This window comes from Erythrobacter sp. NAP1 (assembly GCF_000152865.1).
GTDB lineage: Bacteria > Pseudomonadota > Alphaproteobacteria > Sphingomonadales > Sphingomonadaceae > Erythrobacter.
On record NZ_CH672390.1, the window covers coordinates 1,845,635 to 1,869,638 of the forward strand.

The following is a 24,004-nucleotide window of genomic DNA, read 5'->3' on the forward strand; positions in this document are numbered from 1 at the left end:
CATGCGAAGTCTTGACGATATCCAGGAAGAATACGAATTCCTCGAAGGCGATGAACGCTACCGCCTGCTGATCGAGCTGGGGCGTGAACTTGAGGACATGCCCGACGCGCTGAAAACCGATGCGACCCTCGTGCGCGGTTGTTCGGCCGCGGTGTGGGTCTATCCCACCGAGACGGCAGGCGATGGCGCCCTCCACTTCCTTGCAGACAGCAATGCAGCAATCACCAAGGGCATCGTCGCGCTCGTCATCGCCGCCGTGCAGGACAAGCCCGCGCGCGAAGTGGCCGAGATGGATGTGACCGCCGCGCTCGATCCCTTCGATCTCAAGAACCAGCTGTCATCCAATCGGACACAGGGCGTCCCCAACATGATCGCGCTCGTCAAGGAGCATGCGGCGCGTCTGGCCGATGCCTGACCCCCTGCTCCGCCCGCTGCATGCGGAGGAGCTGGAGCAAGCGAGCGCGCTTTGCCTGCGGTCAAAGGCGCATTGGGGATACGACGCTGCTTTCATCGAGGCATGCCGGGCGGAACTGACGCTGACCTGCAATGATCTTTCGACGAGCGAGGTCGTCGTCCTAGAGGATGGAACCGCCATCATCGGGCTTGCGCAACTTCGGATCGACGGAGCTCAGAGCGAGCTTGAGAAACTCTTCGTGGAACCGCGCCTGATCGGAACAGGTCTCGGCAAGGCGCTCTTCGCCTGGGCACGCGATGCCGCAGAGCGCAAAGGGGCAGCCAGAATGGTCGTGACTGCCGATCCTGATGCCGTCCCGTTTTACCGCAGCATTGGATTTGAGCCGGTCGGGGAGGAGCCATCGGGCTCGGTATCCGGACGTATGTTGCCGGTGCTGGGAATGGATTTGCGTCAAAGCGGACCGGGCGGCTGATCCGGTGCGCTGGCTTTACCTCGTCTCCGGGATCATTTGCGTTGCGCTTGGCGCGATTGGAGCGGTTCTGCCGCTTATGCCGACTGTGCCGTTCCTGCTGCTGGCCGCGTTCTGCTTTGCGCGCAGCAATCCGGAATGGGAGCGACGCATTCTCGCCGATCCGCGCTGGGGGCCGCAAATCCGCGACTGGCGCGAACGCCGGGCGATCTCGCGCAAGGCCAAGGTCGCTTCTGTAGCAGCCATGAGCGCCGGGGTCGCATTCACGGGCTTTACGCTTGGCCAACCGTGGGTCTGGGCGTCGGTTGCGGTGCTGGTGATCATCGGCGGCTGGATCGTGACGCGCGCAGAATAGGCGCTCGGCCCACTCGGTGAAGGGGCCGACACCGGATTGCGCTTCAGTATTTTCCTACACGAGGGATGACCTTTATCTTCGATCAACTTTGGCATGATGCCGAGGCAAATCGAAAGGTCACACATCCTACATGGGAAATGGCGCGAACGCCTCATTCAAACCATTGAATTTGCGCACATTTGCGAAGCTCAACAAGGTAGCTGCGTTTTTCCCAAACACCCCTTTGCGCGTTCCAACACGGGCCAGCAGGTCAGATCTAAACGCCCGCCTCGGCTTCCTCGCTGACGCTGACTTCGACAGCCGGAGGGGGATCGCGGGTCATCTCGAAGGGTCCGCGCCAGTGGTCGATGCGCCACTCGCCCGCAATGCGCGTCCCGTCATCGTTGAGCGTGCCGTAATAGAGCACGGTCTGGCGGTACTCCCAGCCAGCGCCGTGATAGGTCTTTGCGAAGTGGACCGCCTTGCCGATGCGGGTGCCGCTGATCGTCGCCTCAGCAGTGCCTTCGGCGAACTCGTGCGGTTCGATCACGCTGCCGCTCAGCACGCCGCCCGCTTCGCTGAGGCGAGCAAGGAAGGGCGTGACAGGCCCCGCTTCGGGGACATCGGGATAAGCGAAGGTGCCGTCCCACTCGCCGGAGAGGTTGTGGTTGCCGCCCATCCGCGCCGGTCAGGCCGATCAGGCCCCGGCACTCTCGCGGACGATAGCCTCGCCGCTTTGCGACTGGCGCTTAAGCTCGGCCTTGAGCTTGGCCGGATCGCGCGCGAGCACGAAGCCGAAGCTCACCCCGCCCTCCTTGCCGATGGTGGCGTGGTGAAGACGGTGAGCCTGCACCAGCCGCTTGGCATAGGCGTTCTTGGGCACGTACCGACCAAAACGCTGATGGACGAGGCCATCATGAACGAGCGCGTAGATCACGCCGTAGAGGTTGACGCCCAAGGCCGCCCACCACAGCGCGTCCCAATAGAGCGCGCCGAAGATGTACATGCCTGCGTTGATCGTGCCGAAGACGACCGCGAACAGGTCGTTCTTTTCAAGCTTGTTGTCGTGCGGCTCGTGATGGTCGCGGTGCCAGCCCCAGCCCCAGCCGTGCATGATGTACTTGTGCGCATACCACGCAAAGAACTCCATGAAGATCAGCGCGCCAAGCGTGACGGCGATGGCTGCGGGCCAACTCATGCTGCGATCTCCTTCCTCACGGTTCCTGCTTCATACGACTGTTCAACCACCCTCGCGCGGCGCGCGGCGGGCAGCGCCCACCATGGCACGTCGGGCCGGTGGTGATGCTCGAGATGATAGCCGAAATGAAAGCAGGTCAAAAGGCTCGTGAGCGTCGAAAAGCCATCGGTGCGCGCATTGTGCTTGTCGGCAAACGGCTTGGCATCGGCGTGATGATGGGGGCGGTAGGTGCCGAAGTAGAACAGCTGGAGCGAGGAAAGCAGCGCAGGCGCTCCGTAAAGCAGCACGATCTGCACCATCGGGATGCCCAGCACCAGCCAGTAGATGCCGACCACGGTGTGCACGAAGATCAGCGACTGCCAACCGAAATAGCGCTTGAAGAAGGTCCAGTACCAGCGCGCGAAACTCGACGGGTTGTCCTCGTCGAAATCGGGATCACCCTTGTGCCCGGCGAGCCGGTGATGCGTATGATGCGCGTCGCGCAAGGTGCGCCAGGCAAAGCCCGCATAGAGGAACAGAAGCACCGTCGCGATCGCAGCGTTCACTCTCCCCTTGCCCGGCAGCAGGCTGCCATGCATCGCATCGTGGCAGACGATGAAGACGCCAACGGAAAGCCAGCACTGCACCGCCGCCATGAGGATCGCGAAGGGCAGGTTCGACCATGAAAGCTCAAACACGAACATCGCGTAGGCATGGATACCCAGCCACCCGCCAGCGATCAGCGCGGCAAGGGCAAGGCCGATCAGCCCCTGCGCGCTGCGATAAGGCAAGGTGAAGCGTTGCTCGCTCATGTTGGTAGATACGCTAGGGGCGGCCATCGGGTTGCGTATAGGGGACGCATGGCTGCCTGTACAATCGCTTGTAGACGCTCAGTCTTCCGGGAAGAAGAACTCGCGCAGATGCTCTCCGATGCGCGCGGGACGCAGCGTTTCGGCATCAATGCAGCACCAGCTCGATTGCACTTCGGCCAGCACATCCTCGCCGCGGCGGATGACGGTGTGGTAAAATGCGCGCGCCCCGTTGAATCGTTCGAGCACGGTTTGCGCGATCACATCGTCTTCGAGGAAAGCGGGCTTGCGATAGGTAATCTCGTGCTTGAGGGCGACCCACGCCTTGGACGCGACCTCCTCTGCCGGCGCAAGACCGCGCCAATGCGCCAGCACCGCATCCTGCACCCAGTTGAGGTAACGCGCATTGTTGACGTGCCCCATGAAGTCGATGTCTTCGGGGGTGACAGTGATGGGGAAGCGGAAGGGCATTGCTGACATGAATGTCAGTTAGCGTAAGAAGCCCTGCATTGCCATGACAAACTGCACCGAAATCGCATCGAAAGCAGAGTGCGGCTTGCTTCAAGCCTCAGCCCGACGCTAACGCATGGCTCGAAAGACCTGAAAGACCCCTTCCAATGGCCAGCAAACCGCGCACTCTCTACGACAAGATCTGGGACGACCATGTGGTCGAGACCCGCGATGACGGGACCGCGATCATCTATATCGACCGCCATCTCGTGCACGAAGTAACCAGCCCGCAAGCTTTCGAGGCACTGCGGCTTGCAGGGCGCTCAGTTCGTCGGCCCGAACTCACCCTTGCTGTGCCCGATCACAATCTGCCGACGACGGCGCGGCGCGATGCGGCAGGCAGCAAGGTGCCAATCGAGGACCCGCAGAGCGCAGCGCAACTCGCAGCGCTTGAACGCAACGCTCCCGATTTCGGCATCCGTTATATCGGCGATGCCGATGCCGAGCAGGGGATCGTCCACGTCGTCGGCCCGGAACAGGGCTTCTCGCTCCCCGGCACCACGATCGTATGCGGCGATTCGCACACGGCGAGCCATGGCGGCCTCGGCGCGTTGGCCTTCGGGATCGGGACGAGCGAGGTCGAGCATGTGCTCGCGACGCAAACGCTGCTGCTCCAGCGCTCCAAGTCGATGGAGGTGCGTGTCGACGGCGAACTGGGCCCCGGTGTGACCGCCAAGGACCTGATCCTGCACATCATCGGCGTGATCGGTGCAGCCGGTGGCACAGGCCACGTGATCGAATATCGTGGCCGTGTCTTTGAAGAGATGAGCGTCGAACAGCGTCTGACCGTGTGCAACATGAGCATCGAAGCGGGCGCGCGCGCCGGATTGATCGCGCCCGATGAAACCGTGTTCCGCTACCTCAAGGGTCGCCCGATGTCGCCCAAGGGCGCCGCCTGGGATCATGCGGTCGCATACTGGAACACGCTTCGCACCGACGAGGGCGCCCAGTTCGACAAATCGGTTACGATCGACGCCGCCGATGTCGCGCCAACCGTCACATGGGGCACAAGCCCTGAAGACGTGCTCCCAATCACTGGCACAGTCCCATCACCTGACAGCTTCGCTGATCCATCCAAGCAAGCCGCGGCGGCCAAGAGCCTCGATTACATGGGCCTCACCCCCGGCACGCCGATGACGGAGATCGCGATCGAAAACGTCTTCATCGGCAGCTGCACCAATAGCCGCATCGAAGACCTGCGCGACGCGGCAAAGGTTCTGAAGGGCCGCAAGAAGGCCGACAACGTGCGCTGGGCGATCGTCGTGCCCGGATCGGGCCTTGTGAAGCGCCAGGCGGAGGAGGAAGGGCTCGATCGTATCTTCACCGATGCAGGTTTCGAATGGCGCGAGCCGGGCTGCTCGGCCTGCCTCGGCATGAACCCCGACAAGGTGCCCGCAGGCGAGCGCTGCGCCTCGACCAGCAATCGCAACTTCGTAGGCCGCCAGGGCCCCGGCGCTCGCACGCACCTCGTTTCGCCTGCAATGGCCGCTGCGGCCGCCGTCGCCGGCAAGCTTACGGACGTGAGGGAACTGACCGAATGAAGGCGACCTGCTTATGCGGCAGGGTGGAGGTAGCGTTGCCCGAGCGCCCAACCTCGATCACATTTTGCGACTGCAGCCTGTGCCGGAAAAGCGGAGCGGCGTGGAGCTACTTCTCACGCGGAGCGCTTCGTGTGACAGGCGAGACGGTCTGCTTTCAACGCGAAGACATCGACAATCCGATAGTCGAGCTTCATTCATGCAGCCATTGCGGCGCGACGACCCACTGGATTGCCAGCGAGGCCTCGCAAGTGGACCGGATGGGCGCGAATATGCGACTGTTCCACCCAGCCGAGTTAGCAGGTATCGAAGCCCGCTTCATGGACGGCCTGGGCTGGGATGGAGTATCAGAGCCAAGCGAGCGGCGCGAACGAGGCGTGATCGGACAAGACGTGCTGATCGCCTGACGACAGAACTGCCTACCTACTCAACTGCCCCTTGCCTTTCCCCTCACCCCTCAGCATGAGACACCAATGACCAAGACTTCCAAAGCCGCTATCGCCGCTGCCGGTGCCATCGGTTCTGCAGCTATCGCCGCAGCTCTCCTCTATGCAGGAAAGCGCTCGAAGGCGAAGAAGCCCGTAGAGCCTTCCAAGACAATCCCCTCGGGCGAGCCGCCCGAAACCGACTAAAGGGACGGGCAAGTGGATCCCATCTCTCAGGTCGAAGGCCGCGCCATTCCCTTCGGCGCAAAGAATGTCGACACCGACATAATCATCCCGGCAAAGTGGCTGAAGACGATCAGCCGCGAAGGGCTTGGCGAAGGCGCTTTTGAGAGCATTCGCGCAAGCGAAGACAATGTCTTCGATGACCCTGCCTACAAAGGTGCACCAATCCTGATCGCGGGCGACAATTTCGGCTGCGGATCGAGCCGGGAACACGCCGCATGGGCAATCCTCGACCTCGGCATTCGCGCGGTGATCGCACCGAGCTATTCGGACATCTTCTCAGGCAATGCGGTGAAGAACGGCATCCTGCCCGTCGTCCTGCCGCAGGAAGTGATCGACCGGCTGATGGAAGTGGCAAGGGATGGCCATGAGATCACCGTTGACCTTGAAAACCAGACCGTCACGACACCGTTTCAGGACCGCTTCACCTTCGAGATCGATCCATTTCGCAAGCACTGCCTTCTCGGCGGGCTTGATGAAGTGTCGCTCACGCTCGAAAGCAGCGACGCGATCAGCACATTCGAAGACCGCCGCAGTTCCGCGCAGGCGTGGGTCGCGGCAGGCACCAATATCTAAGGGAGAGACCTCACATGAAAGCCATCCGCACGCACGAAGTCGGCGGCCCCGAAACGCTGACGCTCGACGAGATCGACACGCCCAAGCCCGGCAAGGGCGAGGTACTGGTCGCGGTGAAGGCTTGCGCGATCAACTATCCCGACACGCTGATGATCCGCGACCTTTACCAGTTCAAGCCGGAGCGTCCCTATTCGCCTGGTGGTGAGATCGCTGGCGTGATCGAAGCGGTTGGCGAAGGCGTCGAAGGCTTCAAGGTTGGCGACAATGTCATGGCCGGGATCGGCAATGGCGGGCTTCGCGAAAAGGCGATCGTGCCTGCCAATCGCATGTTCCCGGTTCCCGACGGTGTGCCGCACGAAAAGGCTGCATCGTTGCTGATGACCTACGGCACCACGATCCACGGCCTGAAGGACCGCGGCCACATCAAGGAAGGCGATGTCGTCCTCGTCCTTGGCGCGGCAGGCGGCGTTGGTCTTTCGGCGGTCGAACTCGCCAAGGCGTTCGGTGCGCGCGTGGTCGCAGCTGTGTCGAGCGAGGCCAAGGGCGAAGTAGCCCGCAAGGCCGGCGCTGACGAGGTGGTGATCTATCCGCGCGAGGAGATGGACAAAGCGGCCTCCAAAGACCTCGCCAACAAGTTCAAGGAAGCCTGCGGACCGAACGGCGCCAACATCGTCTATGATATCGTGGGCGGCCAGTATTCCGAACCCGCGCTTCGTTCGATCGCATGGGAAGGCCGCTTTCTGGTCGTCGGTTTCCCGGCGGGGATCGCGAAAATGCCGCTCAACCTTACGCTGCTCAAATCTTGCGACATTTGCGGCGTCTTCTGGGGCGCTTTCACCGCACGCGAGCCGGCCAAGTTCGTGCAGCAGGTGAAGGAGCTTTTCGCGCTGATGAAGGAAGGCAAGATCGACCCGCTCGTTTCCGAAACCTTCCCGCTCGAACGCGCGGGCGAAGCGATCGCCAAGCTCGAAAACCGCGAGGCAGTCGGCAAGCTTGTCGTTACGATGGACTAAATTGACGGGTCAGCAGGGCGAAAGCCTGTTGCCGCGCGCCCTGCCCGACCCTATTTCAAGCAGGTATTTTCCAAGGGGATCACCATGACCGATTTCAAAGACCGCGAACGCGCCGAAGAAGCCAAGTTCGCACTCGACGAAGAAACCGCATTCAAGATCGCGGCACGCCGCAACCGCCTGCTCGGCGAATGGGCTGCCGGGATCATGAACCTCACGCCCGAAGAAACTGAGGCCTACAAGAAGTCTGTCGTACAGGCCGACTTCGAGGAAGCCGGTGATGAAGACGTCATTCGCAAGCTGCTCGGCGATCTGACCGCAGCGGACACCAATGTCAGCGAAGCCGACATCCGCGCAAAGCTCGAAGAAATGGCGATCGAGGCCAAGCGCCAATACATGAGCGAGAGCTGATCGCCCCATGCCCATGTCCGGCCCTGATATCGAAGCGGCGATCCTCGCTGCCCTGCCCGGTGCGAGCGTAGAACTCACTGACCTTGCAGGCGACAACGATCACTGGGCGGCGGTCGTGACCGCTCCGCAATTCGTTGGCAAGACCCGCGTGCAGCAGCACAAGATGGTCTACGCCGCTCTCGGCGGGCGCATGGGCGGCGAACTGCACGCCTTGCAAGTGACCACCGTGGTCCCCACGTAGTTTTCGACACAAGAACACCCAGAACGAAGGCCCTTTAGAATGGCTGATATCAACACCCGCATTTCCACCCTCGTCGGCGAGAACGACGTCGTCCTGTTCATGAAGGGCACCCCGCTCTTCCCGCAATGCGGCTTTTCAAGCCGCGCAGTCGCGATCCTCGACCATTGCGGCGTTCAGTATGAAAGCGTCGATGTGCTCCAGGACATGGAAGTGCGTCAGGGGATCAAGACCTTCTCCGACTGGCCCACCATCCCCCAGCTTTATGTGAAGGGCGAGTTTGTCGGTGGTAGCGACATCATGATGGAAATGTTCGAAGCGGGCGAACTTCAGCAGATGATGGACGAGAACAAAGTCGCCAAGATCGAAAGCTGACCGTCTTCGCTGATCGGCAAAGAAAAAAGCCGCCTCGCAACGGGAAGTGCGAGGCGGCTTTTTCTTTGGGGAGGTGAGACCCAGAGACCAGGAAGGCCGCACCTCAATTCGAAGACCACATTCTTCGCGCTCTCTCATGCACTTGTCGTGCCAAAACAGCGAAGCCCCGGAATTGTGCCGTTTATGATGGTTAGCAGCCTTTAACTTTTGTCTCGGCTGTAAGGGATCCCGACACCACGCCTCACTGCCCTTGGCAAGCGGGCGAAGCCGCGCCATCACTGGCTACATGACAAGCGAATCTGCACCGCAAGGTATTCCCGCCGCCACAATCATCATCTTCCGAAACGATCCTGAAGGCGGCGACCCTCAGGTGCTCATGACGGTCCGATCGCGCACCATGGTGTTCGCTGGCGGTATGGCGGTGTTTCCCGGTGGCCGGGTCGATCCTGACGACTTCGCTCTCGGGGAGGATGCCGCGGCAGACAGCGGCGGCGCGATCACCTCCGATGAGGCTGCACACCAGATCGCCGCAATTCGCGAAACGCTCGAGGAAACCGGACTGGCGCTTGGACTTGCAGGCGATATCGACGCATCAAAAGCCGCCGAGGCCCGCGCGATGCTTGAAAAGCGCAACGAACTTGAGCCAGTGCTGAAAGCGTTCGGTTGGACACTCGACCTCGATCAGATCGTGCCCTTCGCTCGTTGGTTTCCCAAGAACGAGAACCTTTCACGCGTCTACGACACGCGCTTCTACCTTGCCGATCTGGGCACCGGCGAAGTCGATGTCTCGATCGACAATTCTGAAAACACCCGCCTCTTCTGGACCAGCGCCAAGGGCGCGCTGAAGATGGCAGAGGAAGGCGAGATCAAGCTTATCTTCCCGACCCGCCGCAATCTGGAACGCTTAGCCCTCTTCGCAAGTTTCGAAGAGGCACGCGCGCAGGCCGAAGCGATCCCCGTCAAGACGATCGTCCCGCGCGTCGACACCACTGGTGCCCAACCGATGCTGACGATCATGGAGGACGCGGGCTACCCGATCACTTCCGAACTGCTCGAAACTGTCGCGCGCGGCTGACTTGGCGCTCTAGCGACGCGCCATGCGGTAGCGGTTCTCGCGGAAACTGACGACGCGATAGCCGCGCTCGAGCATTTCTTTCTCGTAATCGTATTTGGCATCTTCAAGCTCGCGCTCATATTCGCGGCGCGCATCGAAGCGGTCTTCTGCATCGGTCGCACGGCGCAGATCGCTGCGCAGCTCGCGGCGAGCCTCGCTTATGTCGGTCTGGTAATCGACCCACCATTTGTTCGTGAAGTTGTTGGGTGAAGGCGGAAGCGAGCGGTAGCGCTCGACAACGATTTCGCGGTCATGCGCAGCTAGAGGCGCTGAGAAGAGAGTTCCGGCAACTGCCAGCGAGGCGACGAGGATACGGGTCATGGTTGGTCTCCTGTTTGCTTCGATGACTACACTTGTCATTCCAAGATGAACGGGAGCGGACTCGGCGCGCAACGAGATCCATCCCGGCACCAGCCGTGTCTGAGCTGCGATGGATGAAAGTTGGCGCGCCCGGCAGGACTCGAACCTGCTGCCTCAAGATTAGAAGTCTCGCGCTCTATCCAGATGAGCTACGGGCGCGCATTCCTGGTCGGAACCGGCCCCCATTAGCGTGCTTTGCGGCGAATGGGAATCGCGCTAGTGCCCGCGCATATGGAAAACGCATCCGACCCGGCCGATCCCGGCGCCGCCTTCGACCAAGACCCGAATGACGGAATCCAGGCGACCAGCCATGCACCGGTGACTTTCCGCTACTACGATTTCGTCATGGCGGCTTTCGTTGCGATCCTGCTGTTGTCGAATATTATCGGTGCGGCCAAACTGACTTTTGTCGACGTCGCGTTCTGGCCCGAAGGCTGGTGGCCCGCTCCCGATGGGGTGTTTATCTATGGCGCGGGCATCCTGTTCTTTCCGCTTGGCTACGTCATCGGCGATGTCCTGACCGAGATATACGGCTTCGCAAGAGCGCGGCGAGTGATCTGGACCGGCTTTGCGGCGATGATCTTCCTCGCGTTCATGAGCTACGTCGTGGTCAGCTTGCCAGCCTTTGACGGATGGGCTTGCGGGGCGAGCGGGTTTGACGGGCAAGGCCCTCTTACCTCCACCACCGATCCCGCCGGACCAACAGGCTCGATCTGCCAACAAACCTATGAAAGCGTTTTTGGGAGCACCTGGCGCATCGTGCTTGCCTCGATCACCGCGTTCTGGGCTGGCGAGTTCGTCAATTCTTATGTCATGGCAAAGATGAAAGTCTGGACCAAGGGCAAGGCCCTGTGGACCCGCACCATCGGCTCGACCGTGGTGGGACAAGGTGTCGACAGCCTGATCTTCTATCCGGTCGCCTTCCTCGGCATCTGGACCACCGAGGCCGTCATCACCGTGATGATCACAAACTGGCTGCTCAAGGTGATCTGGGAAGCCGCGCTCACCCCCGTGACCTATCTGGTCGTCGCCAAGCTCAAGAAGGCCGAAGGCGTGGACCTGTTCGACACCGACACTGATTTCTCACCCTTTTCGGGCAAGGAAACCAAGTCATCAGCCTAGATCAGCTCGTTTTCGAGAAGCTCGTCATCGGGAATGATATCGACCTTCCAGTCGACTCCGAGCCTGCCCGCGAGCAGCTTCATGTCCTTCTCGGTCGGGATGCCAAACAAGGCCTCGTGGCTTTCAGCAAGGCGCAGGACGAGGGTCTTGTCCGCGACCAGCAGACGGCTGACCTGAAGCGAACGCCGCGAACGCGCGCCCAAGCGGCGAGCGAGGCGCACCGCAAGGCCCCAGCACATGGCTTCGTTCAAAGCGTCTTCACTGGCAAGCTCGCGGACTTCGTCGGGCAGATCGAGAGCGTTGCCGTTCGCCGCGATTGCTGCGGCGAGCATAGCGCGGTCCTTGCTGCTGACAGCGATCCAGCGTTTGTGCAGCGCCCAGTCGATTGCCTGTGGCAAACGGATGTTGGGCTCGATCTGCATCGATGCGAGAGCCAGCATGGTTGCAGCTAGTCTAAGCCGTTCGGTCCCATGCTTTTGCGGAGGGGCAGCATCGACGGTCCAGCCCGCTATCCGCGCAGCCAGCGTCTGGGGAGAGCCGCGCTGGGTCGCAAAAACGCCTACACCGGCGAGCAGTGGGTCTTGCGCTTTCGCGTGATCGGGTAGCCGGTCGTAGAGCAGGCCTTCGCGCAGGCCCCATGACGAGAAGATGAGGCAGCTGGGGCCAAAGCGCGAAAGCATCGCCTCTGCAAGGACGGACGCATCAGGCAGCTTTTCTGCGCGCATTGAGGAGATACGGTCGCGCTCTTTCAGGCTCTCAACGCTCTCTTTGGCAAGCGCCTTGCCGATGTGCGACTTGGCTTCATCAGGCTCGAGCATAAAGCCATGAGGGTCCGATAGTGGATGCCCCTGCTCCTGCATGGCGTAAACCGCCATCGTGCGCAGCGTGCCGCCCACAAGATAAAGCGGCTGCCCCTTCTCGATTTGAGGTGCGCCCTTCTTGAGCGCTTTTTCCAGCGCTTTGCGCATCTCGCTTCGCGAGTCTCCGCGGTATTCTGGAAGACGCAGAGTGCCGAGCGGAAGAGATACCGCCTGGCCTGGCTTGCCATTCTCGATGGTGACGAGTTCGAGGCTCCCGCCGCCAAGATCGGCGACGGTCCCGGTCGCGCCGGGAAAAGCGCCGGCCACTCCGCTCGCACTCAAGCACGCTTCCTCTTCGCCCGAAATGATCCGGGGCTTGAAGCCCAGCTTCTTCAGTTCTTTGACAAATTGGGAGCCATTGCTCGCCTCGCGGACTGCGGCAGTTGCGACCGTCTCAACGTCGTCGACACCCAGGTCGTCGAGTAACAGGGCGAACCGCTTGAGCCCGCGCATAGCGAGGTCGATTGCCTCATCGGCAAGCTTGCCATCAGTTGCGATATCACGGCCAAGCCGCGCGCTGACCTTTTCATTGAGCAGCACCGTTGGCGCACGCATCGTGCCACCGTAAACGACCATGCGGACCGTGTTGGAGCCGATGTCGATGATTGCACGGCCCGGGGTGGCTCCGGCAAATGTTCCATCGCGCTCGGCACGCCTGCGTTTCGAGCTCATCCAGCACGTCCCCGGCGCAAGCTGAGCTTAGGCACCGCTCCCGCCTCCAAGGCGCCCCCGCGCCCTGACAGAGAGGGGTTGGTCATAAAGTAGCGGTGGCAATTGAACGGCTTCCCGTCGGTCTCAACCCGCGAATAGCTGCCATCGGCATGGAGCCACCAGCTTTGCTCGGTGTCGAGCATGTTGGCGAGCAGCACCTGCTGTAGAATCTGGTCATGTACGGTCCGGTTGGTAATCGGAATAAGCGATTCTACACGGCGATCGAGGTTGCGGCCCATCAGATCGGCCGAAGAGATGTAAACTCGTGCATTTGGCCCCGGCATCGCGCGGCCGTTCGCAAAGGCGTAGATGCGCGAATGCTCAAGAAAGCGTCCGATGATCGATTTGACCCTGATGTTCTCCGAAAGGCCCTCGACTCCCGGGCGCAGGCAGCAAATGCCGCGCACCACCAGTTCCACGCGAACTCCTGCATTGCTGGCGGCGTAGAGGCGGTCGATCATGCCTTCGTCCGTGATCTGGTTGCACTTCATCCAGATCGCGGCTGGCTTGCCCTTGCGAGCGTTAGCGATCTCGGCGTCGATGCGCTCGTAGATCTCTTCGCGCAAGTCGAGCGGCGCGATCGAGATCATTTCAAGGCCATGCGGTTCGACATAACCAGTGACGAAATTCATCATCTTCGCCGCATCGCGACCCAGTTTGGGATCGGCGGTGAAGAAGCTCATGTCGGTGTAGATTTTGGCCGTGATCGGGTGATAATTCCCGGTCCCAAAGTGGCAGTATGTGCGAAAACCGCTCTCCTCGCGCCGCACCACCATCGCAACCTTGGCGTGGGTTTTCCAGTCGGTGAAGCCATAGATGACCTGCACCCCGGCACGCTCCAGCTTAGTCGCCCATTTGAGGTTCTGTTCCTCATCGAAGCGGGCTTTCAGTTCGACCACCGCAGTTACCGACTTGCCGTTCTCCGCCGCCTCGATCAGCGCGCTGATGACGGCGGACTGAGACCCTGCACGGTAAAGCGTCTGCTTGATCGCGACGACATCCGGATCGGCAGCCGCCTGCCGAATGAAATCGACCACCACTTCGAAGCTTTCGTAGGGGTGGTGAATGACGATGTCTTTCTCGCGAATGGCGGAGAAGGCATCTCCATCATGTTCGCGAATGCGCTCTGGATAGCGCGGTGAATAGGCGTCGAACTTGAGATCGGGCCGGTCTTCATCGACAATCTCGGCAAGGCCGTCGATACCGATCATCCCGTCGGTCTTGATGACGGCGGCCTCGTGCACGCCAAGCTGCTGGAGTAGGATTTCCTCGCCCTGCGGATCGAAGTCCTCTTCCAGCTCAAGCTGGATCACTTGCCCGCGCCGACGGCGCTGGATGGCGCTGCGGAAGGTGCGCACGAGGTCTTCGGCTTCTTCCTCGATCTCGATATCGCTGTCGCGCAGCACGCGGAAAAGTCCGTCGCCCTCGATTGTGAAGCCCGGGAAGAGCTTCTTTGCGTAGCGCTGGATGAGGCTTGCTATCGAGATGTAGACCGCCTCCCCTGCCCCGGCGATGTCACCCGGCACCCGGACAAAACGCGGCAAGGCGGTCGGGATCAGGATCATCTCCATGATCTGTTCCTTGTCCGCATCGCGGCTCAGCGTGAACAGCAGGCCCATTCCTTCGTTGTGCACGAAAGGAAATGGGTGCGCCGGATCGAGCGCCTGCGGCGTGATCACGGGAAGAATCTCTTCAAGGAAGAACGCCTCGAGCCACTTGTGAGCGGCGGGCTTCACTCGCTGTTCGTCGGCGATATGAATGTCGGCTTCGGCAAGCAGCGCATGCAGGTTGCGCCAGATATCCTGTTGGCGCGCGGACAATTCGGCCAGCTTTTCGCGTATGGCGCTGAGTTGCTGGGTCGGAGTGCGACCATCGATGGCTGGTTTGTCGATCCCGCGCTGCGCCTGACCGACCAGGCCCGCCACGCGGATCATCATGAATTCATCAAGGTTGCTGCCAGAGATCGACAGGAACCGCAGCCGCTCAAGCAGCGGATAACGCTCGTTACATGCCTCTGCGAGGACTCTCTCGTTGAAGGCCAGCCATGACAATTCGCGGTTGAAGTAAGCCTCGCCACCGGGCGCGATGGACGCAGGAGGTGCCGACGGCGGAGACGCCGCCGAAACGATTTGATCGCTGGTAATAGGCTGGCTGCTCATTCGCGTTTCTGTCGAAGCTCCACACGGCTGTTGACGCACGCCAACGCGTTGCGCTCACTGCGTTATACACTGCGCCCAATGTTCGTGCGCGCGCGACGTGTAAATCACGCAAACGCTGTTGTCACACGAATGTCAAATTCGCAGGCAGGTGAACCGGCGCGCGAAGCTTCAAACCAAGGTGCGACTGTCCGCTATCGCCGTGATACCACGCTTGCCATTCGCGTCTCGGCCAAGTTGGACGATTACGTCGATCACGCTGGCGGCGTAAGAGATCGTGTCGCTGCGGGTCAGGCCAATCCCAGTCTGCATCACCATAAGCGACAGTTGTTCGAGCGCACCGCGCAAAGAGTTGGCGTGGATGGTCGAAAAGCTGCCTGGGTGACCCGTATTAATCGCGCGAAGGAAGGAGACGCTTTCGGCACCGCGAAGCTCACCCAGAACGATCCGGTCAGGGCGAAGACGAAGGGCAGCCTGGAGTAGCTCATTGGGCGTGACCTTGGCCTCACCCAACTCGCCCTTCACCGCGACGAGGCCAACCGAGTTCTCGCCCAGAAACTTCAGCTCAGGCGTATCTTCGACCAAAACGACGCGCTCTTCGCGCGGGATTTCCCCGAGCATGGCGTTGAGGAACGTCGTCTTCCCCGTGCTGGTGCCGCCAGAAATCAGGATCGTGCGACGATGCCGGATCGCCTCGCGCAGATACTCGATAGGCTGGAACTGCGGATCCGGCATCTCGATAACCTGCTCACCTGCAAGCGGCCCGGTGTCATAGGCATCAAGCGGCAGATCGAGACGGCGGTGGCGACGGATCGCCATGACCCAATGCTTGCGGCTTGCGGGAGGGCCGCAGAACTGAATGCGTGCACCATCGGGCAGTGTTGCGCCCAGGAGCGGGTGTTCGCGGTTGATGCCCTGGTGGCTTACCCGCGCTACCTGCTCGGCAAGTCGCTGGACAAGCCGGTCGTCGATTTCAGGCGTGATGATCTTCTTGATGCCGGGATCCGACGCATCCTCGACCCAAACCTCGCCCGGTTCGTTGACCATGATTTCGGTCACGGTATCGCGGTCGAGCCAGCGCTTGAACGGCGCGAGATAGGCGTCGAGATAGACGCTGCGCTCACCGCCGATCGGCGCATCAGACGCGCTCGCCGCCTCCGGCTCCTGCGAGGAGGCGGACTGGCCTGCTCCAGAAGGAAGCGGATGGATATCGGCAGTCATAATCGTCGCTATCGGTTCAAATCACTCGGCAACGCCGGTGAAGTCGAGGTCGCGCGCGGTAAAGACACGGATCGGTTCACCCATGCGCACGCGGATCGTCGGGCCGATCTGGCCGTCTTGCTGTGCAGCGATGCTGGCAGCGCTCTGCCCTGCTCCGCCTAGGACAACCGAAGTCCCGCCCGACGCGATAGCGCCAAGGCCGCCGACAACCGACAAGAGCATGGCAGAACCAAACCGGCGGAAGAAGTGGTTGTTCACATCGCCTTCCAGACCAGTAGTGCCGTCAAAGGCGACAGCGGGAGAGGCGATGTTGACCGATGCGCCATCCGGACGGATTAGGCGGGTCCAGATCACGTAAGCACGCTTTTGACCCTGCTGCACGCCCGATTGGTATTGGCCGATCAGACGCGAGGAGCGCGGGATCAGCACGTTCGTCCCGTCAAAGCTACGCACGTCCTGGCTCACGACCGCGCGGACATAGCCCGGAACATCGGTGTTGATCGCGGTTTCAAGCACCGCCGGGATCATCGTGCCTTCGGTCACGGTGGTGGCCGGATTGACCATCGGGCGAGCCTGCGCGGGTGCGCCGCCGACGCCGCCGACAGCGCTTGCAAAGGCTGCTGCAGAGCCGATGGCCCCGGAATCGCCGGCACCCGGTCCGCTGGCGACCACCGCACCGGGTGCAGCTTCAGCAGCCTGCGCATTCAACGCGTTACGGCTTGCATCATAGATCATGGTCGGGCTGGCGAGCGGGTTGGTCCCTGGGGCTGCTGCGACAGCAGGCGGATTTGCAAGGATGGGAGCCGGCGCCGGATCTGGCCGTGCAACGACGGGGGCAGGAACAGGAACCGACGCAGGCTCGGTCGCAGGGACCGCAGCGGCCTGGGCTGGCTGAGCGCCAACCCCGCCCGTGTTTTCCGCATCGGGCAGTTCCGCCGCCGTCATCGCCCAGAAGGTTGTCGCTCCAAGCAAGCCGACAATCGCAACACCTGCCGCAAGGCCCAACCCTTCGGTCTTGGTCTTGCGCTCGGCGACGGCGGAATAACCGTTGCGGCTCGCCAGATCGATGACTTCTGCGGATTCGCCGTCGCGCGGGTCGCCGCCCTCGGCATTGCCGTTATCGCCCTTCTTGGGCGGAAGACGCATGGCAAGACGCATTACTTCATCTCCCTCATGATCCGCGACCGCGATCGCTCGCGGCGCTGACGCGGCGCGAAGGCACCGGGCCATTGTTGGTCAGTGTAGCACTATCATTCCCCGAGCGCAGGATGATTTCGCTAGGGACCATATCGAGCACGACGGTATCGCCGCGCACGGTGAAATTGGCAGGCCCTTCATCGCCTTGATCGTTGGTGATCAGGATCGCCGGAATGGCTGTGCCGGCAGGCCAGGTCAGGAAAACCGCCTCGCCATCATCATAGGTGCGCGCTGGCAAAAGCTCGCTCTTACCTTCGCCCGCCCATTCAAAGTTGAGCATGGCAGGATCCGCCACAGCATAGGGATCGTTGGCCGCTGCAAGCTCGACCTCGTTGGCCTCCTCCCGCTCCTGAGCGGCGGCGGCAGCGAGGGCGGCTTCCTCAGCCGCTTTCTCAAGCTCGGGATAGCGGAACTGCATCACGTAAAGCGGCGCGTTGCGAGGGCTCGCCACGAGATCGAACAGGTAGGTGCGTTTGCTCGTCACGACCGTCATGTTGGTGCGAGCGCTTGCTTCGAGCGGTTTCACAAACAGGATCGACTGAGCCTGATTTGGCTGGACCTGCCAGGAATTGCTGTCGCCGATGCCGACATTCTGGATCGATTCATCAGGCGCGAACTTGATCGTCGTCTGGACGCGGACTTTTCCGTTGATGGTGTAAACGCGGGTTTCGTCGAAGACGAGCGTCACAAGCCGAGGATCGCCGCCGGGCGTTTCCTGAACGGTTTCTGCTCCTTGCGCTGCGACGGGCAACGCAGCCACCGGGGCAAGCGCAACCGCCAGAGCAGTCAGTGTGAGCCGAAGCTGTTCGGCGCGGATCATTACTTGGTCTCCGATTTCGAAAGAGCGATGTTGGCACCTGCCGAGCGGAACCGGTTGCCGATCCCACGGGTGCGCGAAACCTGCGTATTGCCCGGCGCGGCCTGACCGCTGCCTGAAGTTGTCGCGAAGACCTTCGTCTCGCGAACGGTCGTAGGCCCATTGGAGCCACTATCATTCGCTGCGGATTGGCTGGGCACGTTAACGTCAATGCGGCGCTGCGCTGCAGCGTTGGCGGACGCTGTCGGGGCGACCTGAGTGGACCGGGGCTGGCTCGCCGGGGCAGCTTGAGCGGCTGCGAGTGCAGGCTCCGGGGAGCGGTCCACAACCTTATCGGGCCGTGCGAAGCCGAAGACTTCCCATTTGGCGACCATCACTGCGGAAACGAGCAATGCCATCAGCATCAGCACCACGTGGACAAAACCGACTACGAAGAAACCCATCGCGGCTTGTTGATCGATCTGGCCCGGTACGGCGACGAGCGCGGCGAGGATCGGCACAGCAAGCTCCAGCATAATCGAACCGCCCACCACTGCGAAAAGCGGGCCGAGCGCGAGCATGACCAGTCCCTTGAGCCATCCAACGAACAAACCGCGCGTCCCATTGAACAGGGCAAGCACAACAAAGATCGGACCAACTGCCAGAAGCAAAGCAATCCCGATACGCGCAGTGACCAGCAAGCCGACTGTTCCCAGCAGAAGCAGCATCGCCCCCGCCCACATCATCCCAGGTGGTGAAAACAGGTTGATGTCGGTCTGACCGGTCGATGCCTGCTGCACAGCGATAAACACGATGTCGAGCTTGGTTGCGAAAGTGGCAGTCGCCGAACCCTGACTTTCGGTGAGGATGCCTGCAATCTGGTCGGGCCCTCCAACCACGAGATTGTAGAACACCGTCTGGAACGCAGCGAAACTCGTCGCGAAAGTCAGGACGAGGCCGATGGTCATCATTTTCGGGATGACTGCTCGCACCGACAGGTTCGAGCGGCCCAGCATCAGGCTGAAGCCGAAAAACGCAACATACATCGTCAGCAGGACAGTCAGTACCACGCCAAGCTGCCCTTCGGCGCCGAACAGGCGGTTGAAAGCCTGCTCGCTCACCTGGCTGGCGATGCAGTCGACCGCGGTCAGCGCCGCAGCGACGCCTGTGCCCATGTCCTGGGCTGCAAGGTCGCAGCTTGTCGTCATTCCGCCGCCTGCCAGACGGGCGAGCCGTCCTCGTCGACCGCGCCATTCCCGCCGTCGGGCCACGCCTTGTTGGTGAGCGCCGGGTACCATGCGCTTGGCTCGTCACCGACGGCTTCACGCAGTAGGTCGAGCCGCCGAACAGCACTTTCGCGGCCCGAAAGGATGGTGAGCACTTCGGGTGCGCCGGAAAGATCGAGTCGAACCACCACGCTTGCATCGGGCTGGCGCACGAGGAAGCAGCGCGAATGCGCGGGCAGAGTGCGGATCAGCGCAAGTTCGTGGTCGGTAAGGCCGAAACCATCGCAGTAATCTTCGGGCCGCGCGCGGCTGTTCGGCATAAAGACCATCGTGGCAGTCTGCTCGACCAGAGCCGTTGAAATCCGGCTTTCAAGCGCATCACGCGCGGACTGCGTCGCAAATCCGACCAGCGCGTTGCGCTTGCGCAGGGTCTTTAGCCAGTCGCGGATGCGCGCGGCGAAAACCTCATCATCAAGCGCCTTCCACCCCTCGTCGATCAGGATCATGGTCGGCTCACCGTCAAGCCGCTCATTGATCCGGTGGAACAGGTACATCATGGTCGGCGTGCGCAGACGCGGGTTTTCAAGCAGCTGCGTCATGTCGAAACCGAGCACGCGCTGGTCGAGGTCGAGCGCGTCCTTCTCGTTGTCGAAGAGCCACGCATGTTCGCCGCCATCGCCAGAGGCGCTTCCGATCCAAGCGCTCAGGCGGTCGGCAAGGTCGCCCGGTTCGGGGCGACGAGCGCCGGCCAGCAATTCCTTGAAATGGCGCAGCCGGCGAAGGCTCGGATCGTTGGCGTAGGTCGCATCCACCGCCGCGCTGATCGTCGCGTATTCCTCGGGCCCCTCGGCTTTGAGCAGCACGCCCAGCCAGTCACGCAGGAACGCCTTGTTTGCAGGCGTATCGGGCAGCGAGAGCGGATTGAAGCCGGTCGGCTCACCCGGATTGATCCGGTCGTAGCGTCCGCCGATGCCGCGAATAAAAAGCTCCGCCCCGCGATCCTTGTCGAACAGGATCGTGCGCGGTTTGAACTTCTGCGCCTGCGCGGCCAGGAAGTTCATCACCACAGTCTTACCCGAACCCGACGGCCCGATGACCGAGAAGTTGCCGAGGTCGCCGTGGTGGAAATTGAAGAAGAACGGCGTCGCGCTGGTCGTTTCCAGCAGCGTGACCGCATCGCCCCAGTGATTGTTTGACGCCTGCCCCAGCGCAAAGCCGTGGAAGCTGCCGAAGCTCGCCATGTTGGCCGAGGAAATGAGCGCTCGGCGCACAACGAATTCCTCGTTTCCGGGGAATTGCGCCCAGAAAGACGGCTCGAGATTGGTGTCCTCGCGCACCGCAATCGCGCCGGTGTCGGCAAGCGCAGCCGATGCAGCGGCCGTCGCTTCGTCAAGCCGGTCGAGCGAACGCTCGCGCACCAGCACGGTAAGGTGATGATCGCCAAAGCCGACTGAGCCGTTACCAAGCTCGTCGCGCGCGGCCATCATGTCGGCGCGTTCAGCGGCAGCCTCTTCATCGACCGACCGCGAACGACGCAAAGCAAGATCGATCCTCTCACGCGCCGTCGTACGCTCATTCGGGGCGTAGCTTTCGGTGACCACCATTTCGTATGGAAGGCGCAGCAGCCCGTCGAGCAGCCCCGGCGAGGTCGCCTCGGGATAATCCTTCAATCCGATGATCGCCGCAAAGTCAGGCTTGCCCGAACCCTTCAACTCCATCGCATCGAGACCGAAACTGGACCGGCGATAAGGCAGCATGTGTCCAATGTCAGTGTCGGCATCGGGACGACGAACCGGGCGCATCTCGCCATTATAGAGCGCCGATAGCAGCTCGAGCATTTCGGAATTGGTGCCGTCCTTGGTTCCCGGTGCGATATAATCGCCGAGGACTGCCGCACCGTAGGCCGAAAGCGAGGCCGTCAGGCCGGTCACTGCCGCCTTCAGACTTCGGATGTCTTTCGGATCTGCCTCAAGCTCTTCCTTGCCCTGGCGCGAGAAGAACTTGCTCATGCGCTCAGGAAGTCCGGTTTTGCCGCGTGCGGGACGGCGGATGAGCGTGACGAACTGGTCGTTGATGAACAGCGAGCCGCCAGCAAGCCGCTCTTTCCAGCGCGCGTCAATGTGGCGCGAGAGCGGATCGTGGAACTCGGCGTCGAGTTCAACCTCAACCCGGCGGCGGATCACATGGTGATACAACACGAAGCGAGCATCGAGGGTCGAACGCAGGACCACTTCGCGCGTCGCGGCATGTGCGTTGAGAGCGTCGGAATCCTCGGTCTCGAACAGCAGTCCGGGCACCTGGATCGCGCTCATGACCGATCCGTCGCGCAGCAGCACGGTGCTTTCGTCGATCAGCCGCTCATAAGGCAGGCGATCGCCGACACGCGTTTCTCGCGCGCTCCATGCGGCAGGTCCGATCCATTTCACCATCTGTGCCCCTCCCTAAGAGGCGGATAAATCGTCGCTTAAGGCGCGTAGCTATTGCAGCCCCAACGACGGAAATTCGGAATGCGCGGGCATTTCGATACCTTCGTGATCCACAAATCGAAGATACGCGGTTCGCGCAGCGAAGCAAAATAGCCGATGGCGTGCATCACGAACGGCACCGGCACGATCCAGAACGAATTCAGGATCAGGAACGAAATCGTCGTCACCATCATGTTGATGATGAAGAAATTCATCGTCACGCCCATGAACATCTGCGGGCGGGTCAGCGTGCGGTGCACCGGGTGACGGATGAGATCGCTCATGGCCTAGGTCACACTGCGCTGATCGTCGCAACGAGGCGCGGCGCGCCGAAGATGATGAAGACGCCGATGATGACCGTTGCGCCATAGCGCCAGTTCATCCGGCCGGTGAGCATCATGAAGCCAACACCAGCGACAGCCATGACGGCCACGGTGGTCGCAATAGGGCCAAGCAGGATCGACTGCATCCAGACGAGCGCGGTCGTGATCGGATCACCGCTCTGCTGGGGCGTCTGCTGCGCGAAGGCGGCGCTCGGCATGGCGATGAGCGCGAGAATAGCAGCCAGACGGGCCGAAAGACGAGAAAGCGAAGTCATTGGGTAATCCATAGTCCTTTAAACGGAGAAGCCTGGGCAATCCTGCGTCTACCGCACGCCAGGGCGAGAATGGTTCGACAGCCGTCCCATGATGGCGGCAACATATTGGCGAGTCTCACGAATATTGGGAATGCCGCCAGCGCGGATCACTCGCCCCGGCCCTGCATTGTAGGCGGCGAGCGCCTTTTCGAGATCGCCTTCGAAACGATCGAGCTGTTCGCGCAAGTAACGCGCCCCGCCCTCGAGATTCTGCATCGGATCATCCGGATCGACGCCAAGATCGCGCGCCGTGCCAGGCATGAGCTGGGCCAGACCGCGCGCTCCTGCATGCGACACGGCGGTGGGGCGCCAGCGGCTTTCTTGCCATACGACCGCTTCGAGCAAAGCGGGGCTCAGATCGAACCTCTCTGCGAGCTCGTGAATCTTGGCTGCATATTGCGGCGGGATGCCGGAAGCGTGACGGACCGTGTCGCCCACGATGTTTTCCGGGACGTAGATCGCGCTTAACTCTGTCGCGCCGTCTTTGACGAGAAAGCCCTGATCCGTTTCGCCGACAAGCACGGAGTCTGCAGCCTCCACGGGCTGACCTCCGGCCACCCAACGGGCACCGTCTGCGTCAACTTCCATGACGTCAGCGTGGGCCGTGCTCGCCACAAATGCCAGCGCGAGAAGCGCCGACGGGAATGTCATGCCCAGCGATACAGATCTGCTCGCACGCGCGAGAATCATTGCTGTCCTCCAGAGGCTTCTCCTTTGTCTACCGTAAATGACAAGCGGGTGACAGTCTCGCAGAACACGCCTTGCTCCGAACCGTCCTCGCAGTCTTTCTTCGCAATGAAGCGACAAACAAAAGCGGGCGCGAAGCGATGTGCTTCGCGCCAGCTGTAAAGGGCACCTCAGACGCGCCCTAGAGTATTAAGCCACAGTGCGGATCTTTGGCATCCGATTTTAAAGCAATGGGCGCAGCCAACTTTTGCGAGCCCGAACCGCGCTTGTTGCTGTGACCGTCAATCAGTCACGCAAGGTGAACTGGCTGCCACTTGCCCGCTCAGGGAGGAACTCCCCGCGATCCAGCATCGCGATGGCCTTGCGAGCCAATCGGCGCGAGTCCGTCGTGGTTCCGTTCACCGTCTCGAGATCGAGCACTTCGCGACTGCGCATCGCAGCCTCAAAACTTGCACGAGCCTTTTCGGTCTCGCCTATCTGCGCATGTGCGATGCCAAGATTGATGAGCAGCGCAGGATCGCCAGGATGCGCCTCAAGCTCAGCCTCGAGCGCGGCGATGGCGCGGATGGTCTGTCCGTCCGACAGCGTCTGCGCTGACAGACCTGCGTCGGTAGGCGTCACAGATTGTGCGTTTGCAGGCATAGCGAATGCAGCGCTTGCTGCGAGAATCGCTGTCAGGCCGAGCCGGTTCTTGTTTTTGTATGACATTGGCATGCCCTCCTTTTCTTGTGAGAGCATGATGCGACGTGTTTCTTAAAAATGCAATACAACTGTAACATTGTCATACAGCTGCCATTGAACGGCATTTTTTATTGATATTTCAGTGGTTTGAATACGAACCTCTATTTCGTTTATGTTACAGTTACGTAATTTTGCTCAGTCGCATTTGTCTTTTTTCAGTCATGTGACAGTCCTGTCGCAA

General features: G+C 61.3%; 29 protein-coding genes and 1 tRNA gene. 13 read left to right on the plus strand and 17 right to left on the minus strand.

What is annotated here, in order from left to right; genetic code table 11:
* The first annotated feature begins 1 nt into the window (after nucleotide 1).
* Genes NAP1_RS08855 through NAP1_RS08865 form a run of 3 tightly spaced genes read left to right on the plus strand, consistent with a single transcriptional unit; the run spans nucleotide 2 to nucleotide 1,239 of the window.
* Nucleotides 2-415 (plus strand): SufE family protein, encoded by a 414-nt coding sequence (locus NAP1_RS08855; protein ID WP_007164937.1) that lies wholly within the window; start codon nucleotides 2-4, stop codon nucleotides 413-415.
* Nucleotides 408-887: a GNAT family N-acetyltransferase gene (locus NAP1_RS16660; RefSeq protein WP_040464864.1), complete on the plus strand. Its 480-nt coding sequence runs from the start codon at nucleotides 408-410 to the stop codon at nucleotides 885-887. Before NAP1_RS08855 ends, NAP1_RS16660 begins: the two co-directional genes overlap by 8 nt.
* A gap of 4 nt (nucleotides 888-891) precedes the next feature.
* Entirely contained in the window at nucleotides 892-1,239 is a 348-nt protein-coding gene (locus NAP1_RS08865) for a YbaN family protein (RefSeq protein WP_007164939.1), read from the plus strand.
* Between the two features lie 256 nt (nucleotides 1,240-1,495).
* On the opposite strand, the gene NAP1_RS08870 is transcribed toward NAP1_RS08865, so the two are convergent.
* The 4 genes from NAP1_RS08870 to NAP1_RS08885 all read right to left on the minus strand — a co-directional run bounded on the left by NAP1_RS08870 (nucleotide 1,496) and on the right by NAP1_RS08885 (nucleotide 3,684).
* The gene (locus tag NAP1_RS08870) at nucleotides 1,496-1,897 is read right to left on the minus strand and encodes a hypothetical protein (RefSeq protein WP_007164940.1); all 402 of its coding nucleotides are present in this window, start codon (nucleotides 1,895-1,897) and stop codon (nucleotides 1,496-1,498) included.
* Nucleotides 1,898-1,915: 18 nt separating this feature from the next.
* Nucleotides 1,916-2,416, minus strand: a complete 501-nt coding sequence (locus NAP1_RS08875) for a sterol desaturase family protein (protein ID WP_007164941.1) — start codon at nucleotides 2,414-2,416, stop codon at nucleotides 1,916-1,918.
* Nucleotides 2,413-3,207: a fatty acid desaturase gene (locus NAP1_RS08880; RefSeq protein WP_007164942.1), complete on the minus strand. Its 795-nt coding sequence runs from the start codon at nucleotides 3,205-3,207 to the stop codon at nucleotides 2,413-2,415. Before NAP1_RS08880 ends, NAP1_RS08875 begins: the two co-directional genes overlap by 4 nt.
* Before the next feature lie 78 nt (nucleotides 3,208-3,285).
* Nucleotides 3,286-3,684, minus strand: a complete 399-nt coding sequence (locus tag NAP1_RS08885; protein ID WP_007164943.1) for a thioesterase family protein — start codon at nucleotides 3,682-3,684, stop codon at nucleotides 3,286-3,288.
* A gap of 137 nt (nucleotides 3,685-3,821) precedes the next feature.
* Between NAP1_RS08885 and leuC the strand changes: the two genes are divergently transcribed.
* The 9 genes from leuC (at nucleotide 3,822) to NAP1_RS08930 (ending at nucleotide 9,605) form a co-directional block, all read left to right on the plus strand.
* Nucleotides 3,822-5,255, plus strand: coding sequence for a 3-isopropylmalate dehydratase large subunit (gene leuC / locus NAP1_RS08890; RefSeq protein WP_007164944.1), 1,434 nt, complete (start codon nucleotides 3,822-3,824; stop codon nucleotides 5,253-5,255).
* A complete protein-coding gene (locus tag NAP1_RS08895; RefSeq protein WP_040464367.1) occupies nucleotides 5,252-5,659 on the plus strand; it encodes a GFA family protein in 408 nt (135 codons plus the stop codon). Before leuC ends, NAP1_RS08895 begins: the two co-directional genes overlap by 4 nt.
* Nucleotides 5,660-5,725: 66 nt before the next feature.
* Nucleotides 5,726-5,884 carry a hypothetical protein gene (locus tag NAP1_RS08900; RefSeq protein ID WP_007164946.1) on the plus strand — a complete coding sequence of 53 codons (159 nt, stop codon included), beginning with the start codon at nucleotides 5,726-5,728 and terminating at the stop codon, nucleotides 5,882-5,884.
* A 12-nt stretch (nucleotides 5,885-5,896) separates the two neighbouring features.
* Nucleotides 5,897-6,496, plus strand: a complete 600-nt coding sequence (leuD, locus tag NAP1_RS08905) for a 3-isopropylmalate dehydratase small subunit (RefSeq protein ID WP_007164947.1) — start codon at nucleotides 5,897-5,899, stop codon at nucleotides 6,494-6,496.
* Nucleotides 6,497-6,510: 14 nt separating this feature from the next.
* The gene (locus NAP1_RS08910) at nucleotides 6,511-7,509 is read left to right on the plus strand and encodes an NADPH:quinone oxidoreductase family protein (RefSeq protein ID WP_007164948.1); all 999 of its coding nucleotides are present in this window, start codon (nucleotides 6,511-6,513) and stop codon (nucleotides 7,507-7,509) included.
* A gap of 84 nt (nucleotides 7,510-7,593) precedes the next feature.
* Nucleotides 7,594-7,917: a DUF1476 domain-containing protein gene (locus NAP1_RS08915; RefSeq protein ID WP_007164949.1), complete on the plus strand. Its 324-nt coding sequence runs from the start codon at nucleotides 7,594-7,596 to the stop codon at nucleotides 7,915-7,917.
* 7 nt (nucleotides 7,918-7,924) lie between these two features.
* Nucleotides 7,925-8,158 carry a BolA/IbaG family iron-sulfur metabolism protein gene (locus NAP1_RS08920; protein WP_040464368.1) on the plus strand — a complete coding sequence of 78 codons (234 nt, stop codon included), beginning with the start codon at nucleotides 7,925-7,927 and terminating at the stop codon, nucleotides 8,156-8,158.
* A gap of 39 nt (nucleotides 8,159-8,197) precedes the next feature.
* Complete coding sequence (gene grxD / locus NAP1_RS08925; protein WP_007164951.1) at nucleotides 8,198-8,530, plus strand: Grx4 family monothiol glutaredoxin; 333 nt, start codon at nucleotides 8,198-8,200, stop codon at nucleotides 8,528-8,530.
* 286 nt (nucleotides 8,531-8,816) lie between these two features.
* Complete coding sequence (locus tag NAP1_RS08930; RefSeq protein ID WP_050750420.1) at nucleotides 8,817-9,605, plus strand: NUDIX domain-containing protein; 789 nt, start codon at nucleotides 8,817-8,819, stop codon at nucleotides 9,603-9,605.
* 9 nt (nucleotides 9,606-9,614) lie between these two features.
* On the opposite strand, the gene NAP1_RS08935 is transcribed toward NAP1_RS08930, so the two are convergent.
* Both NAP1_RS08935 and NAP1_RS08940 read right to left on the minus strand, forming a co-directional pair.
* On the minus strand, nucleotides 9,615-9,965 hold the full coding sequence (locus NAP1_RS08935) for a hypothetical protein (protein WP_007164953.1): 351 nt from the start codon (nucleotides 9,963-9,965) through the stop codon (nucleotides 9,615-9,617).
* Between the two features lie 121 nt (nucleotides 9,966-10,086).
* Nucleotides 10,087-10,163, minus strand: a tRNA-Arg gene (locus NAP1_RS08940).
* Nucleotides 10,164-10,235: 72 nt separating this feature from the next.
* Here NAP1_RS08940 and NAP1_RS08945 point away from each other — a divergent pair.
* Nucleotides 10,236-11,126 carry a queuosine precursor transporter gene (locus tag NAP1_RS08945; protein WP_007164954.1) on the plus strand — a complete coding sequence of 297 codons (891 nt, stop codon included), beginning with the start codon at nucleotides 10,236-10,238 and terminating at the stop codon, nucleotides 11,124-11,126.
* Here the strand turns inward: NAP1_RS08945 and NAP1_RS08950 are convergent.
* From NAP1_RS08950 to NAP1_RS15930, 11 genes are all read right to left on the minus strand, one after another.
* Nucleotides 11,123-12,658, minus strand: a complete 1,536-nt coding sequence (locus tag NAP1_RS08950) for a Ppx/GppA family phosphatase (RefSeq protein ID WP_007164955.1) — start codon at nucleotides 12,656-12,658, stop codon at nucleotides 11,123-11,125. The genes NAP1_RS08945 and NAP1_RS08950 overlap by 4 nt on opposite strands.
* Nucleotides 12,655-14,856, minus strand: coding sequence for an RNA degradosome polyphosphate kinase (locus NAP1_RS08955; protein ID WP_007164956.1), 2,202 nt, complete (start codon nucleotides 14,854-14,856; stop codon nucleotides 12,655-12,657). Before NAP1_RS08955 ends, NAP1_RS08950 begins: the two co-directional genes overlap by 4 nt.
* A gap of 168 nt (nucleotides 14,857-15,024) precedes the next feature.
* Entirely contained in the window at nucleotides 15,025-16,074 is a 1,050-nt protein-coding gene (virB11, locus tag NAP1_RS08960; RefSeq protein WP_007164957.1) for a P-type DNA transfer ATPase VirB11, read from the minus strand.
* A 21-nt stretch (nucleotides 16,075-16,095) separates the two neighbouring features.
* Nucleotides 16,096-17,232 (minus strand): TrbI/VirB10 family protein, encoded by a 1,137-nt coding sequence (locus NAP1_RS08965; protein ID WP_241761202.1) that lies wholly within the window; start codon nucleotides 17,230-17,232, stop codon nucleotides 16,096-16,098.
* A gap of 13 nt (nucleotides 17,233-17,245) precedes the next feature.
* A complete protein-coding gene (locus NAP1_RS08970; RefSeq protein WP_007164959.1) occupies nucleotides 17,246-18,091 on the minus strand; it encodes a TrbG/VirB9 family P-type conjugative transfer protein in 846 nt (281 codons plus the stop codon).
* On the minus strand, nucleotides 18,091-19,275 hold the full coding sequence (locus NAP1_RS08975; RefSeq protein ID WP_007164960.1) for a type IV secretion system protein: 1,185 nt from the start codon (nucleotides 19,273-19,275) through the stop codon (nucleotides 18,091-18,093). The genes NAP1_RS08970 and NAP1_RS08975 overlap by 1 nt, the downstream gene beginning before the upstream one ends.
* Nucleotides 19,272-21,722 carry a VirB4 family type IV secretion/conjugal transfer ATPase gene (locus NAP1_RS08980; RefSeq protein ID WP_007164961.1) on the minus strand — a complete coding sequence of 817 codons (2,451 nt, stop codon included), beginning with the start codon at nucleotides 21,720-21,722 and terminating at the stop codon, nucleotides 19,272-19,274. Before NAP1_RS08980 ends, NAP1_RS08975 begins: the two co-directional genes overlap by 4 nt.
* Before the next feature lie 35 nt (nucleotides 21,723-21,757).
* Nucleotides 21,758-22,042 (minus strand): type IV secretion system protein VirB3, encoded by a 285-nt coding sequence (locus NAP1_RS08985; RefSeq protein ID WP_007164962.1) that lies wholly within the window; start codon nucleotides 22,040-22,042, stop codon nucleotides 21,758-21,760.
* 8 nt (nucleotides 22,043-22,050) lie between these two features.
* A complete protein-coding gene (locus NAP1_RS08990; RefSeq protein ID WP_040464869.1) occupies nucleotides 22,051-22,356 on the minus strand; it encodes a TrbC/VirB2 family protein in 306 nt (101 codons plus the stop codon).
* A 48-nt stretch (nucleotides 22,357-22,404) separates the two neighbouring features.
* Nucleotides 22,405-23,085 carry a lytic transglycosylase domain-containing protein gene (locus NAP1_RS08995; protein ID WP_007164964.1) on the minus strand — a complete coding sequence of 227 codons (681 nt, stop codon included), beginning with the start codon at nucleotides 23,083-23,085 and terminating at the stop codon, nucleotides 22,405-22,407.
* A gap of 282 nt (nucleotides 23,086-23,367) precedes the next feature.
* Complete coding sequence (locus NAP1_RS15930) at nucleotides 23,368-23,790, minus strand: tetratricopeptide repeat protein (protein ID WP_162013478.1); 423 nt, start codon at nucleotides 23,788-23,790, stop codon at nucleotides 23,368-23,370.
* Nucleotides 23,791-24,004 lie beyond the last annotated feature (214 nt).